The sequence below is a fragment of the Paenibacillus pseudetheri genome (assembly GCF_924513355.1).
GTDB classification, from domain to species: Bacteria; Bacillota; Bacilli; order Paenibacillales; family Paenibacillaceae; genus Paenibacillus_AQ; species Paenibacillus_AQ pseudetheri.
This window is the reverse complement of the sequence record NZ_CAKMAB010000015.1, coordinates 32,474-51,344: the sequence shown is the minus strand read 5'-3', so window position 1 is coordinate 51,344 and position 18,871 is coordinate 32,474. Positions and strand designations below refer to the sequence as shown.

Sequence of the window (18,871 nt, the reverse complement as noted above, 5' to 3'; positions counted from 1 at the left end):
TTACTGTTATTAGAACGCCCAGTTTCCATTCAGGAATACAGGTTCTTCTGTTCCATCAGCAGAAATCCCGTAAATATTCATCTCCGCAGAACCGATCATGAAATCTACATGGGTAACGCTATTATTCAATCCATGTGCAATCAGTTCATCCGGAGTCATATCTTTACCGCCTTCTAAACAGAAAGCATAAGCCATACCTATAGCTAGGTGATTGGATGCATTCTCATCAAACAAGGTATTGTAATAAAGAATATTGGACTCTGAGATAGGGGACTTATGAGGAACTAATGCAACTTCACCGAGGTATTTTGCTCCTTCATCCATACTAATGAGGTGCTCTAGTGCTTCATGCCCTTGCTCTGCACTAACACTAACAATTCGTCCGTTCTCAAAAGTAATAGAGAATCCATCGATAATGTTGCCCCCATGGCTGAGAGGTTTGGTGCTTCGTACGGTGCCATTTACACCAGTCTTCAGAGGGGCGGTAAATACTTCCTCGGTAGGCATATTGGCTACAAAAGAATGACCTTTCGCATTAATGCTGTCTCCTTGCGCCCAAATATGACCTTCTGGAAGCTCGATGCTTAGGTCTGTACCCGGTGCTATGTAATGCAGCTTCTTATATTTTTTTGCGTTGAGTACATTTGCTTTTTGATCTAAGGTGTCGAGATGTTCTTGCCATGCCGCTACTGGATCTTCACGATCAAGACGCACGGTGTGGAAAATAGCTTCCCAAAGTTTACTTAAACGTTCTTCAGCTGGAACATCCGGGAATACTTTATCCGCCCATGCCTGACAAGGTACGGCAACAATACTCCAGCTAACTTTGTCGGACATTTGCATTTCACGATATTTGGTGAGTGCGGCTCCCCGTACTTTTTGATAATTGGAAATGCGTACAGGATCAATACCTTTAAGTGCATCAGGATCTTCCGCGATCACGTTAAGAATAGCCGCACCCTTCTCGGCGAGTTCGGTCATTTCACCTGCGTACCAAGTAGGCGGTTCAGTGAACACTTCTGGAGCAGCATGTTCAAACTGCTGGCGCGTAATGCTCGCATCACTCCAGTTCACCTTCACCAAGCGTGCTCCAATCGCATATGCCTTGGCGGTGATCATACGAACGAAATCAGCTGCAAGAATCGGCGCATTCACCACCAGAATTTGCCCTGGTTGAACGTTAACCCCAATTTGCACAGCTAGATCTGCATATTTACTAAGCTTTGCCTCGAAATCAGTCATCGATTTTTCCTCCAATTACTAATAGTTTGGTACTTTACAAGTATTGTACTAAATTATTAACCGCCGGATGAAAAAAGTCAATTACATGGAATTTACAGTGTAAATTGAGGAATTACATTCATTTCAATGCTATACTGAAAGGGGAAATGATTTGATGAATGGAAGGAAGATTAGCGGATGAATTTAGAGATCGTAAGTGCTGAAATGAGCCGTAAAGAGGATAAAAGCTATGTAGGGAGGACGATATTCACTCTCGAAAACCATAAGGCTCCATATGAGATTACTTTCTTTAGTACAAGGGGAACGGAATGGGATTACAGCTTAAGCTTCGCGGGTGAACCTGGTAGCGAAGAGCAGTTCTTAGAAACCGACGCGCTGCTTGAGAATGATGACGATGTATACAATCAGTTGCTTGATGCTGCATTAGATAAACAAGAGATCGTTGAAGATTAAACATACAAGTGTTGATGAGATTACCAGCGGCGATTCATAGCCGCTGGTTACATCTCGCTTTACCCAATGCTAATCTTTCCTTCAGGATAGCGGTAAAGTTCCTTACTACCCTTAGGCTTGAGTGCATAAGCTAGGGTTAGCGGACCTGTCCGACCCAGAAACATTAGAAAAATAATGAGCACTTTACCCGCCGTAGTCAATTCTGGAGTAAGTCCCATGGAGAGTCCTGAAGTCCCGAATGCGGATATGGACTCAAAGAGTACAGCAAGAAACTCAGCCTTCTCTGTTACAGATAACAACATCGTAGCGATCACCACTAACATTAGAGACATTAATGTCATCGTCACGGCTCTATAGACATTTTCTTTAGCGATCCTATGACGAAACATTACAATATCCTCTTTACCCCTTAATCTTGCAGAAACCGCAGCCACTAGAACAGCGAACGTAGTAATCTTAATTCCCCCACCAGTAGATCCAGGCGCAGCCCCAATGAACATTAGCAGGATCATTAGAAATTGCGTTGATTCCCGCATAAGTGGAATTTCAACTGTAGTGACACCGCCTGAACGTGGTGTTATTGCTTGTAAAAATGTAGCCATCATCTTTCCACCTGCACTCAAGGGCTTCAGCGTAGAATTAAACTCTAGTATGAAAAATAGAGCAGCCCCAACGACAATCAATATCGCTGAGGTTGAAAGAACAACCTTCGAATGTAGAGTAAGCTTTTTACGTTTTGGGAAGTCAAAAACATCAGACAGGACGATAAAACCAACCCCTCCAAGAAAGATGAGGATCATCGAGGTGAAATTCACGATAGGATCATTTACAAAACGAGTAAGTCCACTAAAGGGCCCATGAATATCACCGAATAGATCAAAGCCCGCATTATTAAAGATAGAAATACTGTGAAAAATTCCATAATACACAGATTTCCCGAAAGGCATATCCATCATAAACCTACCGGCAAACATGACGGCACCTGTGAGCTGAATAACCAGGGAATATATCAGGACTCTGCGGATTAACTGGACAATACCTTGCATGGAATTCTGGTTCATAGATTCTTGCATCAGAATTCGCTCTTTAAAGGATATTCGTTTATTAAGGACCAAAGTAATCAAGGTGGCCATCGTAATAAAACCTAATCCCCCAAACTGAAATAATACGAGTAGAACAACTTGTCCAAAAGTAGTCAACTGTGTACCCGTGTCAATGACTGCCAGACCTGTAACACAGGTTGCCGATGTTGCCATGAATAACGCATCAATAAAAGAAATATGCCCTTCTACTGAGGCGACCGGCAAACATAGTAAAAAAGTTCCGGCAGTAATAAGTATTACAAAACCTAGCGATAAGACTTTAGGTGGAGTTAATTTCAATCCACCGAAGTTCAGGTTAGCCAAATTAATTCTCCTGTCATACGTAAAATTAGAGTAGTGCTTACAAAATTATAGCATAACTTGCCAGACCTTCCCTAAGTGGAGGGAGGTAATTGACATATTTTATCGAATTATTCTAGAATAACACCCTATTCTGCAACTTTAAAGAGGAGGCTTTCTTAATGGTGATAAGTCCGATTCTGAATCAGATTGGTGCAGTTTTTATTCCGGTAAAGGATATTGAGAAATCAAGAGAATGGTATTGCCAATTGCTTGGTTTGCCTTTAGATGGGGAGATATTATTCGGGCATTTATACGTCATCCCCATGCAGGGACCAGAAATCGTATTAGACAGCAAGATTTACACTACTGAGTCCATTCTTAATATCCCATCTTTTCATCTGAATACCGAAGATATTGATGCTGCTTATGATTATGTGAAAGCGAATGGAGGAGAGATTCTTACGGATATCGAGCATGACCATTGGTTTAATTTTAAAGATCCTGACGGTAATGTTATTATGGTCTGTCGTTGTTAAGAACCTTGCAGCCCGGAGGAGTAAGTAATGGTCATTACACTAAGAAAGCTGATCCCAGAGGATGCAGAAGCATTACTTCGTTTACAGCATCAGTTGGATCAGGAATCCAAATTTATGTTATTAGAGCCGGATGAACGGCAATCCAGTCTAAATCAGGTCCAAGAGATGATGGAAAGATTCGCCTCAGCAGATACTTCAATCCTTATTGGTGCAGAGGTTGATAACCTTTTGATAGGATTTATATCGGTTAGAGGTGGAAATGTTAGACGCAATCGCCATAGTGCGTACATAGTCATTGGCATTCTAAGACAGTATCAAGGTCAGGGGATCGGTACGGGGCTATTCAAAGAACTGGATGCATGGGCTGAGAATACAGAAATTGTTCGGTTAGAGCTAACAGTTATGACCCATAATGAGCTAGCTATGTCGCTATATATCAAAAATGGGTTTGAGATCGAAGGGATAAAGAGAAAATCACTTGTGATCGATAGCCAATGGGTAGATGAATATTACATGAGTAAGATTTTGATAAAAGAAAGAAGGATAGAGGATCAGATTTAATCTGATAACTCTATCCTTTTTTTATGATTAAAAGCTTATGAATTCTCAAGCTCTGATGATTCAGTGTCACCTGATGTCCCAATGATGACCTCAACCTTGCGGACACGGTATCGGTTCATCTCACGAATGATTAAGGTTACATGGTCATGAACAATACTTTTGCCAACGGCTGGATCTGGGATATGACTGTATAACCAGCCTCCAATCGTGGTCACTTCTTCATCTTCGAAATCAAGACCAGTAAGTTCCTTGACCTCAATTAGAGATACCTTACCATCGAACAGATAATTTGTATCGCTTAGTTTCTCAACTTCTCTGCGTTCATCACCGTCAAATTCATCTCGAATTTCGCCAACGATTTCTTCCAAAATATCTTCAATCGTGATGAGTCCAGATGTTCCACCATATTCATCAAGCAGCAGGGCAATATGCACCCGCTCCAATTGCATACGTGTTAAAAGGTTCTTAACAGGTGTTACCTCAGATACGGTTAAGACTGGCTGAATCAAGCCTTTGAAATCAAAATCAGGGTTATTGTCATATTGCAAATAAAGCTGTTTCGTATTGATCATTCCGATGATATTATCCTTGCTGCCTTCTGCAACCGGGAAGCGAGTATATTGTTCCTTACGAATAATCTCCAAATTTTCTTTCAATGAATGATTTGTGAAAAGACATACCATATCGGTTCGTGGAACCATGATTTCTTTGGCCAACATCTCATCAAAAGTAAAGATCCGGTTGACATAGCCATATTCAGCTTTATTAATTTTTCCACTTTCATAGCTTTCGGACAAGATCAAACGAATCTCATCTTCACTATGAGCGTCTCCATGCTCACTGGCAGGCTTCATCCCGAAAAGGCGAACAAGCAGATTTGCGGAACCATTCATAAACCAAATGAGTGGGTACAAAATTCTGTAGAACCAAATAATCAGCGGTGATGTAATTTGACCGATTTTTTCCGGAATGTTTATAGCTACTGTCTTCGGAGCAAGTTCCCCGACAACGACATGTAGGAATGTTGCAATGATGAATGCGAATGCAAAAGCAAGAGGGTGACTCACACTTGGACTAATATTAGCCCAGTCGAATACTGGAAGGAGCAACTGCTCAAACGCTGGCTCTGCCAGTGCACCAATACCCAGCGCAGTGATTGTAATCCCGAGCTGACAAGCAGATAAGTACCCGTCAAGATTAGCAGACACTCGTTGTACAGCTAGCGCATTCTTCTTTCCCTCGATCACCATTTGACTGATCTGACTACCTCTAAGTCTCACCAATGCAAATTCCGTTGCTACAAAAAAAGCGGTTAAAATAATCAAAATAGCCACCAACGTCAAACTAAGTCCTATACCCATATAATCTTTACCATCCCTTTCGTTCCTAAAATAGGTTATACTCATATTATGAGTTCTTATGAACTATTCTACGAACTTTTCAGAGAAATATCAAATGGTGGAGGGAAACAGATATGGAATCATTTGCATTGACTCGTGTGGAGATGTCCAGTCTTCTGCTCTCATTGACCGGATTATCAGACCGGAAATCGCTGAATATCCTCCAAGAGGCATGGACTAAATTTCATCTTGATGAAGTACAAAAGGGGACTTCGTTACCCGCCTTTTTATCTACAGATGTTCCACCCATTTTACAAAAGATCATTAAGGGCGATAATGTTAAAGGCTTTTCACTCGGTGAAATTGCTTCATTAGGCCATCTTATAGAGTATTCCACGTTGACTGTGACTACTATGCAGAACTGGGTGAAGCGCGACTTTAAGGAGTATCTCGGTTCTCCAAGAGAGGGAAAGAAGTATTCAGTCAATCAGGCAGCACTTCTGTTTATGATTGATGATCTCAAATCGGCCCTGAATTTCGAAAGTATCCGTCAGCTATTCCGACTGATGTTCTTAAAGCCAGATCGCGACGATGATGATCTTATAGAACCGGCAAAACTATATTTTGCATATGCTGGACTTTTTGAGGAGATTAAGAGTAATCCAACTATACAAACGCAATGTAAAGTAGATCAGCTTTTGCACAAGGAGTTTTCCTGGAAAGAAGATTCCCTGCTTAGAAGTTCCACAGATCGTGTGATTAATCGGCTGACGCATCTTACGAGATCTCAGAGAGAATCTGTACGCAATATACTGCTGATAGCCACGATAGCTGTTCAGACCTGTTATTTTCAATCGCTTGCCAGACAATACTTTAATGCTGCTTTATTTCTTGATTTTTGAACGCTTCAATTTTAATATGTATAAGTGAAACAATCAAAAGTAAGTTTCATAAGATATATGTTGGATATAAGGGGGCTTAGAAGTGAATCAAATGACACTGCTGCGGAATCCGAAGCAAAGGAAATTACTCTTCAGTGCAGGCTTAAGCTGGATGTTCGACGCGATGGACGTCGGGATGATTTCTTTTGTTGTAGCAGCTTTAGCCAAAGATTGGAATCTGGGACCGGAGCAGATAGGCATATTGACAAGTATTAACTCCGTGGGCATGGCTGTGGGTGCTGCGGCCGCAGGGATATTAGCCGATCGTTTTGGACGTAAACCGATACTTCTATGGACACTCCTAATTTTCTCGGCTGCGAGTGGTTTATCGGCTTTTGCAACAGGCTTCGGAATACTCTGTGTATTTAGGTTTATCGCTGGATTTGGACTAGGTGGTGAGCTGCCCGTCGCTTCAACATTAGTGTCTGAAAGTATGCCTGCCCGTGAGAGAGGCCGTGCGGTTGTGCTACTGGAGAGCTTTTGGGCGGTTGGATGGATTGCTTCTGCATTAATTGCATTCTTCGTCATTCCCGATTATGGTTGGCGAGTTGCATTCGGTATTGGTGCTGTTCCCGCTCTGTATGCTCTATATTTAAGACGCGCAATAGACGATTCACCGAAGTTTGCAGAGATTAAGAAGGCACCGGTGTCCTTGAAAAAACGTATCGCAACGGTATGGTCACCGGAATATCGTCGTTCTACGATTATGCTATGGATTTTATGGTTTACTGTAGTGTTCTCGTATTATGGGATGTTTCTATGGCTACCTACAGTTATGGTCCTTAAAGGCTTCAGCTTAGTTAAAAGCTTCGAATACGTGCTTATCATGACACTCGCTCAGTTGCCTGGTTACTTTACTGCCGCTTATTTCATCGAGAAGTTCGGACGTAAATTTGTCCTGGTCATCTATATGCTGTTCACTGCCGTTAGTGCGGCATGGTTCGGAAATGCAACTACAGAAGGTATGCTGATGGCAGCCGGGATTTGCTTATCCTTCTTTAATCTCGGAGCATGGGGTGGCATGTACGCTTATACACCAGAGTTGTACCCAACAACCATTCGCTCAACAGGTGCTGGTTTAGCGACTTCCTTTGGCCGGATTGGTGGTATCATCGCTCCTTTACTAGTAGGGTTGCTGGTAGGTAAATCTATAGCGATTGGTTCGATCTTCATGTTATTTTTTGTAACGATTATTATCGGTGCATTAGCGGTGCTCTTCCTAGGAAAAGAGACAAAGGGAACGGAGCTCCTGTAGAGGATAATTCTTCATTACATACTTGATGTTAATCTACCAACAATGCTAAAATTTAATAAGAACAAAACGGTTCCTTCACAGTTGTGAACAGGGCCGTTTTTTTTAACATTAGAAACTATATATTTAGGGCCCCCGCAAAGAAGGCGTTGTGCTTCCATTAGTCCTTCTTTTATAAGAACGGAGCGATCGAACATGAGTAAGGATAGGAATCAGCCTCATTTCACGGAATTAGTCTGGGAAAGTACGGAACAAAATGTTCCTATTCCCCCGCGAAATTCATCAGAACCAGCGCTGCCTAAGTTATCTACTTCAATTATTGGGAAGCCTAAAGCGTCGTCTGAATCTTCTTTACAGCTTCAGCTTTGGGATCTGGAGACCGACACGCCAGAGCCTGTGACAACTACCGAAGGTCAATTTGTAGCTAGAGCGAAGGAGTTGGAGCATAGAACTGAGGATTCGGCACTATTTGTTCCTTTTAAGAGTTACTGGCCAACGTATGGTCATATGACAGGCACGCAAAGTAGATGGTATTTTTATTGGCGTAATGAAGTTAGGCAGGGTAGATATCCAAAAACGGATCTTTCATATATTTTTCTGCACGTGTATGAGCTTATTAATGGTGTAGGTTGGCAAGACCCTTATGATGGCTATAAGCAGCTCAGTCAAATCTGGGAAGCTTATCGAGAAAATTATAAACGTCTGGATCAATATTTGGGTGGTTGGATCGCGGACTTCTCGTTTGTTCATCATTTGGATGTGCCTCTATCTTTAATCGTTGCTCGTTCACGCGGTCTCGCTGGAGATCTGGCAGAGCTAGAGTTAGAGAAATGTCTTACTGTAACTCCTGAGCAGTTAACTTTTACGGTATTAACAGCAATGTCGGACTACGATATTAGTAAATCGAAGTTTTATATGGGGGAAGGTAAAGAAGCCCTCGAACGATATATTCCACAGGTAGTGGCACTGATCAACGCTTATGTCAGTCGGAAACATGGCTCGAATTTGGTTGAAATGTTCCCACCAGGTCCCTCAGTAATGCGAGAGCGTTATTTATTCCGTAGCGCCGTATATGATATTTCGATGTATGGTTATTCTGTACTTATACCAGTTGTGCGTATCAGTAAATCTCCACCGCTTCGCAGTTTGATTACAAGGCTATTCCGTTTGACTGAGAATAAATTACGGGAACTGCTGGGGTATCGAGGTCGGCTCAAAGGGGTTAATGTGGATGCGGATATGGATGACCTTATCACTCGTTTTCTGAAGCGGGAATTTGAGAAAGAGAAACAGGAAGGTAAGGGGCCGGCAGTAGTTATTGATCGTGAGAAGCTTGAAAGGCTGCAGAGTGATTCCGAGATTGTACGAACTATGCTTACGGTTGAGGAAATGAATGAGCTGGAAGAGCTTGAGGATAGGGGTTTTGAGATTACTATTGAGGAATCCGAGCTTGAAGAAGTAGTAGAAAAAGAAGAAATTGAAGATGAAATCATTGTACCGCTTCAGTCTCTTGATCCTGAATTAACTATAGAAGAAATTCAATCTGCTAACGTAAATACGGAGTGGGAGCAGTTCTCTTATGCTTTAAGTCCACTCCAACACGAAGCTCTGATTACCCTTATGAACGAGGATGGAACACAAACCATACAGAAGCTAGCGGCTGCAAATGGCACGATGTCAGAGCTCTTGATTGATGAGATCAATGATATCGCAATGGATATTCTTGGTGATTTGATTATAGATGGCGAAGAAATTGCAGAAGATTATAAAATTTATCTGCTTAATATTTAATGGGGTGAACTTTGGATGAATGTTTTAAAAATACCCAAACGCATGACGACAGCACTAGTCAATTCACTGACAGCCGGTGTGGTTCCGCGTATCGGACTAGAGCATATAGCCGTAGGCCGCCGGCCAGAGATTGAAGCGATATTGAGAGATATGGATAATATTGCGGAGGGTGGAGCTGCTTTTAAGCTGATTACAGGCAAATTCGGTAGCGGCAAAAGCTTTCTTTTGCAGATGATTCGCAATTATGCGATGGATCGGGATTTTGTAGTAGCCGATGCGGATCTATCCCCTGAACGAAGATTAGTGGGAACGAAAGGACAAGGTCTTGCTACCTATCGAGAGCTCATGAGTCATTTGTCTACCCGGACACGTCCAGATGGAGGCGCTCTGGAGATTATTTTGCAAAAATGGATCATTACGCTTCAGCAGTCTGTGATGCAAGAGAATGAATATGGCCCTGATCACCCCCAGCTTGGAGACGAAGTTGAGAAACGAATCTATGCTGTAGCCTCCGAAATGCGCGGTTTGGTACATGGATTTGATTTTGCCAAAGTTCTGGCTTCTTATTGGAATGCACATAAGCTCGCTGACGATGAATTGAAGCAGGATTCCCTTCGCTGGCTAAGAGGTGAATTCGCTACTCGAACGGAAGCACGAAAAGCGCTCGGTGTAGGCGTAATTATTGATGATGATAATTGGTATGATTATATGAAGCTGTGGGCGGAATTCACTTCTGCTATTGGTTATAAGGGACTGCTGCTGTTCATAGACGAAGGCGTCAATCTCTACAAAATCACGAACAGTATCTCACGTCAGAGCAACTATGAAAAGCTGCTTACGATGTTCAACGATACGATGCAGGGCAAGGCAGAAAGCCTGGGAATTTTTATAGGGGGGACTCCGCAATTTGTGGAGGATGGCCGGCGAGGATTATTTAGTTATGAAGCGCTGCGTTCAAGATTAGTTGCAGGAAGATACGGTGCAGCAGGTCTGAACAATTATACTGGGCCTATTATTGCACTGGACATGCTCTCACATGAAGAAATTTTGATCCTTTTGCAAAAGCTTAGAGATATCCATGCCCTTCATTATGGTTACGAAGCACAGTTAACACAGGAACAATTGGTTCATTTTATGGAAGAAGCTGTAGGCAGATTAGGGGCAGACGAGCTCCTGACTCCGCGTGAAGTGGTGCGTGATTTCATGGATCTGCTTCACACCTTGCACCAGCATCCGGAGATTTCTTTCGAGAAGCTAGTGGGCGAACGAACCTCTAAACCTGCCTATACTGAACAAAACGAGTTAGATGGATTCCTCGCGGAGTTTGAATTATGAGTGATAATCCGTTTTATAGACTGGCTCCTTTCATTAAAGAGTTTATCTATAAGAACCGTTGGGAGACTTTGCGCGAGGCGCAGGTGGATGCCTGTCGTGTGTTGTTTGATACGCCGCATCACTTACTGATTGCTTCGGGTACAGCTTCAGGTAAGACAGAGGCGGCCTTTTTCCCAGCGCTTACTGAGCTGTATGAACGTCCTTCCGGTTCGGTTGGTATTCTGTATATCGCTCCTCTGAAAGCATTGATTAACGATCAATTTACACGGCTGAACGATTTGCTCCGTGAGGGCAATATTCCGGTGTGGCACTGGCATGGGGATGTTCCCCAAGCTGATAAGACGAAGCTGGTGCAGAATCCTTCCGGCGTGCTGCAGATTACCCCTGAATCGCTTGAAGGACTATTGATGAACCGTCCGAATGCTATCCCGGCGCTGTTCCATGATCTCCGTTATATTGTCATTGACGAGGTGCATGCCTTTATGGGCGCTGATCGGGGGATTCAGGTTCTGAGTCAGCTGGCGAGAATCTCACGAATGGCGGGATGTTATCCGCGTAGAATCGGTCTATCGGCTACGCTTAGCGACTATGATTCGGTGACGGAGTGGCTGGCGGCTGGTACAAGGGAGAGTGTAGAGGTGTCCGCTCCACAAGGCGGGCGTAAGCTCCGTTTAAGTGTGGAGCATTTCTCTTTCCCGGATGCACGGGATGAAGTGCAGGCGGAGCATTTAGAACGCGCGAAGCAGTCTTACTATGATTTCATTTACGATCATACGCATCTTAAGAAAGTGTTGATCTTCACGAATAGCCGCTCGGATGCGGAGACGGCTACCCTTGAGCTGCGGAGAACGGCCGCGAAGCGTGGGGAACGTGATGTTTTTCACGTTCACCATGGCAGCATCTCCGCGATGCTCCGCGAAGAGACGGAAGCCGCGCTGCGGCAAGGCTCCGGACCTGCAGTTGCGGCAGCGACATTGACGCTGGAGCTGGGCATTGATCTAGGAGAGCTGGAGCGGGTGCTCCAGGTCGGCGCTCCTTATAGCTGCGCAAGCTTTGTGCAGCGACTCGGTCGCTCGGGCAGGCGCGGTGACGCCGCATCCGAGATGATCTTTGTCACGCCCGAGGAAGAGGATGAGGAAGCGCAGCTTCCGGCACGGATGCCTTGGACGCTGCTTCGAGCGATAGCGGTTATAGAGCTATATGTGCGCGAGAAGTGGGTTGAACCACTGGTGGTGCGTCAGCTGCCAGTCGGGCTGTTATACCATCAGACGATGAGCATATTGAAGAGTATGGGGGAAGCGGAGCCGGAGGATTTAAAGGAAGCAGTGCTAAGTTTACCTTCCTTCAATAGCATTGATCCTGCGGATTACGATACCTTCATGACTTATATGCTGGGTATGGGACAAATCGAGAAGATGGATGAAGGCAGCTTGATTATCGGGATGGCAGGGGAGAAGATCGTGAACAACTTCCGCTTCTATGCAGTCTTCAAAGACGATGAAGAGCATGTTGTCTATAACGGGACTGAAGAGATCGGTTCGATCACAACAGTGCCACCACCGGGTTACTGTTTTACTCTGGCAGGGAAGCTCTGGAAGGTAGAAGAGGTCGATAATCGCCATAAAGCTGTTTATGTAAAAACCTCACGAGGTAAAGTGGATACGTTATGGCTTGGAGCGGGTGGTGATGTGCATACACGGATTATGACCAAAATACGTGAAGTGTTAGGCGCAACATCCTTGTATCCGTATCTTGCTCCGAGTGCGGCTGCGCGGCTTGAACGAGCTCGTCGTTTAGCGAAGGAAAGTGGGATGCTTGAACGTTCCGTTATGCCAGCAGGTGGAGATTCGATGTTTATCTTACCATGGGCCGGTAGTCGGCAATTCCGCACACTAGAACGCCTTCTCAAGAATAATTTGAAGAGCTCACAGGGACTTCGATCTATCGTGCCGATGGAGCCTTATTATATGGTGGTTGCAGGCAAAACAGATGCAGAAACGCTGGAAGCGGAGATCATCGCTGAGAGTATGGCTGCCGTTGATCCTTTAACATTGTTATCTCCAGATGAAGCACCCTACCTCGGGAAATATGACGAGTTCATCCCACATGAGCTGCTGCGCAAAGCTTTTTCTTTAGATGGATTAGATGTTCCGGGGTTGCTTGAAGTGCTAAAACAATGGCGGCAACCACAGTAACTATTTAAATATTTTTAATCGAGACGCCCGCTTATGCGGGCGTCTCTTTATGTTCGGACGCACAGCAACATTTATCCCCTTGCGCCGATCTAGACTTTCCTCCTATTCCAAAAGTTGTATAAATATAGGGCGAGCGGAGAATAGTATCTAGAAGATTCCTATTAAAGGATGATAACGATGTGGTCTAAAATAGCCTCTTATATTCCGGATTGGACAATTTTTATGCAGGCGGCGATCACGCTGCTCTTTCCCATAGGGATTTATTATCTTTACAAGCATTTGTATTTTTATGTTGGAAGCGGACGTTCCAAGGAATCAGGGGCTAAATCTCAGGATTCGGAACCGAAGAAGGTAGGAGAAGCAAATCAACAGCAGCCTTTGTCTACAGTGTTTACCCAAGACTACGAAGCCGACCTAGCAGTAATAAGAATGGCATTGGGGGGGAATAGTGATGTGCATTTCCGTGAATTCTCAGTCAAAGGTATTCAGGCACGAGCAGCATTGGTCTATGTGGAGGGCATGCAGGATGAAGAACTGATCAATCAACAGGTGTTGCAAAATCTGATGTTTGCCGGCGAAATGCAAGCATCGGAAGAAATATACACTTATATGAAACAAAATATGCTCCCACTGGCTCAGCTTAGTGATGCTAGAGATTTGAACCATCTGCAGGAGTCTGTCCTGTTTGGATACACTGCACTGATTGTCGAAGGCATGCGTGAGATGCTTCTGGTGGGCTTTCCACATGGAGCTGTGCGTGCAATCACGGAGCCAACCTCAGAAGCTTTACTCCGGGGACCTAGGATTGGCTTTACCGAAGTACTCAGTGAGAATACTTCTATGCTACGGCGCCAAGGGCTCAATAAGAATCTGGAAATGAAAAAGGTTGAAGTGGGCAGTGAAATCAAGAAAAATCTGGTTATCGCTTATATGAAAAACATTGTAAATCCTGATCTGCTTCAGGAAGTGAAGGACCGGATCTCCAAAATTGATATGGATTTTATTCTGGAATCTGGCTATGTGGAGCAGTTGATCGAGGATGATTATTTAAGTCCGTTTCAGCAAACACAAAATACGGAAAGACCCGATCGTGTGATTGCCTCCTTATTAGAGGGAAGAATTGCAATTTTACTTGATGGCACACCGTTTGCACTTATTGTTCCAGTGACGTTCAGTATGCTTTTACAGTCTCCCGAGGATTATTATGAGCGCTGGTTTCCAGGTACACTTTTACGGGTGTTACGGTTTTGCGCAGCATTTCTGGCTCTGTTAGCCCCTGCGCTTTATATTTCCTTTATCTCCTTTCATCCGGGACTAATTCCTACTCAGCTGGCCATTTCCATAATTGAAGCACGCCAAGGTGTACCCTTTCCTGCTTTAATTGAAGTACTGATTCTGGAGATTTCCATTGAGATCTTACGTGAAGCTGGAATTCGTCTACCGAAGCCCATAGGTCCGGCAATGGGGATTGTCGGAGGTCTGATCATTGGAGATGCCGCGGTACAGGCCGGTATTGTAAGTCCCTTTCTAGTAATTGTCGTAGCCGTGACAGCGATCTCTTCGTTTTCCATACCGATGTATAGTACCGGCATTACTCTCCGGATCTTACGATTCGCAGGCATGTTATTTGCGGCAGTCCTGGGCATGTACGGAACCATCCTGTTCTTCCTGCTGATTTGCAGCCATCTGACTCGACTTTCAAGTTTTGGAGTTCCTTACATCACGCCTATCTCCCCTTTCCGGGTAAGTGACTGGAAGGATTTATTCGTCCGTGCACCGTTATCCATCATGAAGCAAAGACCAGAGATGCTGAAGACCCAGAAGAAAAATCGTAAATCGTAGTGAATGTATTCTTGCAGGAGCAGGGGGAAGATCACAGTGTTCAAACGTACGGATGACAAGATCACAACCTCGCAGGCTACCATAGTATTGACCAATTCGATGCTGGGTGCTGGAATTCTGACCTTGCCAAGAAATGTAGTCAAGGCTGTGCAGACTCCCGATGCCTGGGTTTCTGTGGTGCTGGGTGGTGTCGTTGTGTTTATGGTAATCATGGTTATGGTGAAGCTTAGTCAGCAATTTCCAGGTAAAACTGTCTTTCAGTATTCTAAAAGAATTGTTGGGATTCTTCCAGGTAGTGTGCTGAGTTCACTGCTGATTCTGTACTTTATTGTCATTGCAGGCTTCGAAATCCGTGTATTAGCGGAAGTAACGTTATATTTTCTTCTGGAAGGCACTCCTATTTGGGCGGTAGTGATGCCGTTCATCTGGGTCGGTACTTATTTGGTGTATGGTGGGATTAATTCCATTGCCCGTGTGTTTCAAATTGTGTTCCCGATCAGTATTTTTATCCTGATCATTTGTTTTATCTTAAGCTCCAGAATATTTGATATCCATCATTTGCGTCCTTTCATGAGTGAAGGGCTGATGCCGGTCATCCGGGGGATGAAGTCGAGCATCCTGATCTTCACTGGATGTGAGGTTGTAATGACAATGACGGCCTTTATGGAGCACCCGCAAGAAGCGGTCAAAGGAATGATGGTCGGATTCTGCATCCCGCTGGTACTGTATTTGGTTACTGTTGTGATGGTTATTGGAGGTCTGTCCATCAATTCTGTAATCACCAGTACCTGGCCTACGATAGATTTGGTACGGAGCTTTGAAATTTCAGGTTTCTTTTTTGAACGATTTGAATTTCCGCTGTTAGTCATATGGCTGATGCAGATGTTCTGCAATTTTTGCAGCTTTTTCTTTAATGCGTCACTTGGAATCTCGCAAGTGTTCCACCTGAAGATCCATCCGGTGATTTTCGCCTTAATGCCTGTAATCTTCATCTGCACGATGATCCCTCAACGCATTAATGATGTCTTCAAACTTGGTGATTCCATCGGCTATGTAGGTGTGCTGATTTTTATATTGTTGCCACTGTTATTGTCGGTTGTATTACTGATCAGGAAGAAAGGACTCAAGCAGAATGTTTAGACAAAGAATTATACACTTCCTATTAATATTCATGATTCTGCTTACACAGCCTGGTTGTTGGAGCAGCAAAGAGATTGAAGACCTGAGTGTTATTACGGGATTGGCGCTTGACAAGGGGGAACCTAGAACGCTCGAGCGGGATTTTGAGGAACGTGGAGGGAGCTACCAAAAGCATAATAAAGTTACGGCAACCGTACAAATTGTGCCTGAAAGAACAATCGGAACCTCTGGTAAAGAAGGCGAAAAAATCAAAACCCATTTTAACAATATTTCAGAAACAGGGGATTCTCTGCTTGAAATATTCCGTCAGTTCTCCATTCGCAAGAACCGTCCGATTATAGGCCATCACCTCAAGGTTATAGTCATATCAGAGGATCTAGTGCAACAGGTGAAGATCAGACAGTTGATGGATTTTGTACTGCGGGATAACGATATCCGTCCCAGCTGTCTCATATTTCTTAGCCAAGGGCGCGCGTCCGATACGCTTATGACGACCGAGGAGGAGATTCCTTCCTTTCGACTGGTGGAGATGGTCCATAACAACTTCAGAACCAGTAAAGTTATGAAGGGTATAACGTTATCGAATCTAGATGCGCTGATGTACTCCAAGCAAAGCTTTGTGTTGCAGAACGTTATGGAGGCACAAGGTGAGGTCAAATTTTCCGGAGCCGGTATTATCAAGGGAGATACAGGACATTGGATCGGTAATCTCGACCAAGATGATGTGGAGAGTATTGCTTGGATCAAGGGAGGGATAAAAGGCGGGAGCCTCAAAGCATATGATCAGTCGAACGACGCAATTACTTATGAGATAAAATCTGTTAAGAGCAAGATTACGCTGAAAGAGACCGGTGAAAAGAAGTTATCATTTCATGTTGCAATTGAGTCGACTGGACGACTAATAGAGAATTGGGATGTTGAAAAGCATTCCTCGGATGTTGATTATTTCAAAGAACTAGAGAAAATATTTGAAGAAGCACAAACTCAACATATAAATGCTCTTATCCACAAAATGCAGTCCACTTACAAAGTGGATGTAGCAGGATTCGGAGATTGGTACAGCATTGAAAAGCCGCATGTCTGGAAACAGATTAAGGACCATTGGGACGAGGAATTTACTCGGATTCCAGTGACCTTTGATTTAAAGCTTAAGATTACCGATTTTGGTTCAACATCTGATTGAACAAATTTCCAGGCAGAAAACATTGGCTATAGAACGAAGCTTGCAACAGACAGAATATCGAAAATATTTTTAATCGAAGCGCCCGAATTAGCGGGTGTTTCGTTATGTTCGGACATATATTGTATTTTTCTAGAAAAAACAAACCATATATCTTAAATTTAACACCTTGTTGAAAGCGCTTAACAGTATAATAATTAGCATATAACGAAAATAGGGGGCGTCAAACAATGGTTAGCAAAAAAATGAAGGCAACTTCAACAATTGCGTTATCAGCAGCTTTAGTTTTAAGTATGGCAGCGTGTGGAAATTCAAACAACAACGAGAGTAAAGGCGCTACAGAGTCGAAAGGGAATACAGCTACGAATGCTCCAGATGCCGAAACTACAAAAACCGAAAGCGGTAAGAAGGTCACGATTACTTTTCAAAATATTTACCCGGATCCAGCAACACCTTCTTATAAGATGCTTCATGAATTAGTTGACCAATATGAAAAAGAAAACCCTAACATTCACATCGAACTGGATACTTTAAATACGGACCAGCAAAAGGTCAAATTGAAAACACAAGCTGCTTCCAAAGAAATTCCTGATATTACGATTGTTAACCCGGCTGCACAAATGAAACCTTTCGTTGATGCTAAGCTGTTTGCTCCTCTGAATGATATGCTGGATCAAAATGGACTGAAAGATACTTATCAATCCGGTCTACTTGATTACTACAGCTTCGATGGTAATGTTTATGCGCTGCCAGATGGTAATAACATTGAGGTAGTCTACTATAATAAAGAACTCTTCGAACAAGCGGGAATCGCAGACACTCCTAAAACATTTGATGAACTACTCCAAGATGTAAAAACCTTGAAAGCAAAAGGCATTACGCCAATCGCGATCGGTGAAAAAGATTCATGGACGGGTTCATTCTTGTTCATGAATATCCTGCTTCGCACCAATGGAGGACCTGGTTTCCTTCAAGATGTACTTGATGGCAAAAAAACATTTGAAGATCCTGCGTTCGTAGAAGCTGTAGATCGTTTCCAAGACCTCGTGCAAGCAGGTGCATTCCCAGATGGAGCAACTTCCATCGATGCTAATGCAGGTGGTAATATCTTCAAGTCCGGTAAAGCTGCTATGTGGGTTATCGGTTCATGGGAAACAGGTGCAATTGACGCTTCCTCAGTCGCTGGTAAAGCAGGGGCCTTCCAATTCCCAAGCGTTAATGGTAAAGGGGATCCAAATGAATTCATGCTCGCACCAGGTAGCGCCTTTGCGATTTCTGCGAACAGTGAGCATTTACAAGAAACGAAAGATTTCTTGAATTTCTTCACACTCAATCTTCCTAAAAAACAATTTGAACTTAAAAATGCTGTAGGAATTGGTCAAAAAGTGGATGGGGACCTGAAAGGCGCAGGATATTCTGATCTGGCGATCAACATTTCAGGATTGTTCAATCAGGTTAAAGGTGGCGACTTGGCCTTTGACAACACCATGAACCCAGCAACGGCACAAGTCCATCTAAGCAGCATCCAAAATCTTTTTGTTCAAAAAGTGGATTCCGCTCAAGTAGCTAAAGAACATCAAACCGCATTTGAAGCTAATAAATAAGAAGGTTTCGAAAACGCGATGCGAGGGTGCTTAAACGCTTCTTTGCATCGTGTTTACATTCTAGGGGGCGGAAA

The 18,871-nt window shown here is 43.6% G+C and carries 15 protein-coding genes; 12 read left to right on the top strand and 3 right to left on the bottom strand.

The window, feature by feature from the left end:
- Positions 1-9 precede the first annotated feature (9 nt).
- Positions 10-1,242, bottom strand: a complete 1,233-nt coding sequence (locus tag L1028_RS15405) for an aminopeptidase (RefSeq protein WP_234535271.1) — start codon at positions 1,240-1,242, stop codon at positions 10-12.
- 177 nt (positions 1,243-1,419) lie between these two features.
- Here L1028_RS15405 and L1028_RS15400 point away from each other — a divergent pair, with 177 nt between their 5' ends.
- Positions 1,420-1,695: a hypothetical protein gene (locus L1028_RS15400; RefSeq protein WP_234535268.1), complete on the top strand. Its 276-nt coding sequence runs from the start codon at positions 1,420-1,422 to the stop codon at positions 1,693-1,695.
- Positions 1,696-1,754: 59 nt separating this feature from the next.
- Here L1028_RS15400 and L1028_RS15395 read toward each other — a convergent pair whose 3' ends face one another.
- On the bottom strand, positions 1,755-3,101 hold the full coding sequence (locus tag L1028_RS15395) for a TrkH family potassium uptake protein (RefSeq protein ID WP_234535266.1): 1,347 nt from the start codon (positions 3,099-3,101) through the stop codon (positions 1,755-1,757).
- Between the two features lie 158 nt (positions 3,102-3,259).
- Here L1028_RS15395 and L1028_RS15390 point away from each other — a divergent pair, with 158 nt between their 5' ends.
- Complete coding sequence (locus tag L1028_RS15390; RefSeq protein WP_423803050.1) at positions 3,260-3,616, top strand: VOC family protein; 357 nt, start codon at positions 3,260-3,262, stop codon at positions 3,614-3,616.
- Positions 3,617-3,643: 27 nt separating this feature from the next.
- Positions 3,644-4,177: a GNAT family N-acetyltransferase gene (locus L1028_RS15385; RefSeq protein WP_234535264.1), complete on the top strand. Its 534-nt coding sequence runs from the start codon at positions 3,644-3,646 to the stop codon at positions 4,175-4,177.
- 35 nt (positions 4,178-4,212) lie between these two features.
- Here L1028_RS15385 and L1028_RS15380 read toward each other — a convergent pair whose 3' ends face one another.
- Positions 4,213-5,538, bottom strand: a complete 1,326-nt coding sequence (locus L1028_RS15380) for a hemolysin family protein (RefSeq protein WP_234535262.1) — start codon at positions 5,536-5,538, stop codon at positions 4,213-4,215.
- A 113-nt stretch (positions 5,539-5,651) separates the two neighbouring features.
- Between L1028_RS15380 and L1028_RS15375 the strand changes: the two genes are divergently transcribed.
- The 9 genes from L1028_RS15375 to L1028_RS15335 all read left to right on the top strand — a co-directional run bounded on the left by L1028_RS15375 (position 5,652) and on the right by L1028_RS15335 (position 18,797).
- Positions 5,652-6,419, top strand: a complete 768-nt coding sequence (locus L1028_RS15375) for a DUF1836 domain-containing protein (protein ID WP_234535261.1) — start codon at positions 5,652-5,654, stop codon at positions 6,417-6,419.
- A 91-nt stretch (positions 6,420-6,510) separates the two neighbouring features.
- A complete protein-coding gene (locus tag L1028_RS15370) occupies positions 6,511-7,713 on the top strand; it encodes an MFS transporter (RefSeq protein WP_234535423.1) in 1,203 nt (400 codons plus the stop codon).
- A gap of 192 nt (positions 7,714-7,905) precedes the next feature.
- The gene (locus L1028_RS15365) at positions 7,906-9,501 is read left to right on the top strand and encodes a TerB N-terminal domain-containing protein (protein WP_234535259.1); all 1,596 of its coding nucleotides are present in this window, start codon (positions 7,906-7,908) and stop codon (positions 9,499-9,501) included.
- Positions 9,502-9,516: 15 nt separating this feature from the next.
- A complete protein-coding gene (locus L1028_RS15360; RefSeq protein WP_234535258.1) occupies positions 9,517-10,836 on the top strand; it encodes an ATP-binding protein in 1,320 nt (439 codons plus the stop codon).
- On the top strand, positions 10,833-13,031 hold the full coding sequence (locus L1028_RS15355) for a DEAD/DEAH box helicase (RefSeq protein WP_234535256.1): 2,199 nt from the start codon (positions 10,833-10,835) through the stop codon (positions 13,029-13,031). Before L1028_RS15360 ends, L1028_RS15355 begins: the two co-directional genes overlap by 4 nt.
- Before the next feature lie 177 nt (positions 13,032-13,208).
- On the top strand, positions 13,209-14,873 hold the full coding sequence (locus tag L1028_RS15350; RefSeq protein WP_234535254.1) for a spore germination protein: 1,665 nt from the start codon (positions 13,209-13,211) through the stop codon (positions 14,871-14,873).
- 36 nt (positions 14,874-14,909) lie between these two features.
- Positions 14,910-16,013, top strand: a complete 1,104-nt coding sequence (locus L1028_RS15345) for a GerAB/ArcD/ProY family transporter (RefSeq protein WP_234535252.1) — start codon at positions 14,910-14,912, stop codon at positions 16,011-16,013.
- On the top strand, positions 16,006-17,196 hold the full coding sequence (locus tag L1028_RS15340; protein WP_234535250.1) for a Ger(x)C family spore germination protein: 1,191 nt from the start codon (positions 16,006-16,008) through the stop codon (positions 17,194-17,196). Before L1028_RS15345 ends, L1028_RS15340 begins: the two co-directional genes overlap by 8 nt.
- 227 nt (positions 17,197-17,423) lie before the next feature.
- Positions 17,424-18,797, top strand: coding sequence for an extracellular solute-binding protein (locus tag L1028_RS15335; RefSeq protein WP_234535249.1), 1,374 nt, complete (start codon positions 17,424-17,426; stop codon positions 18,795-18,797).
- The last annotated feature ends 74 nt before the right edge of the window (positions 18,798-18,871 follow it).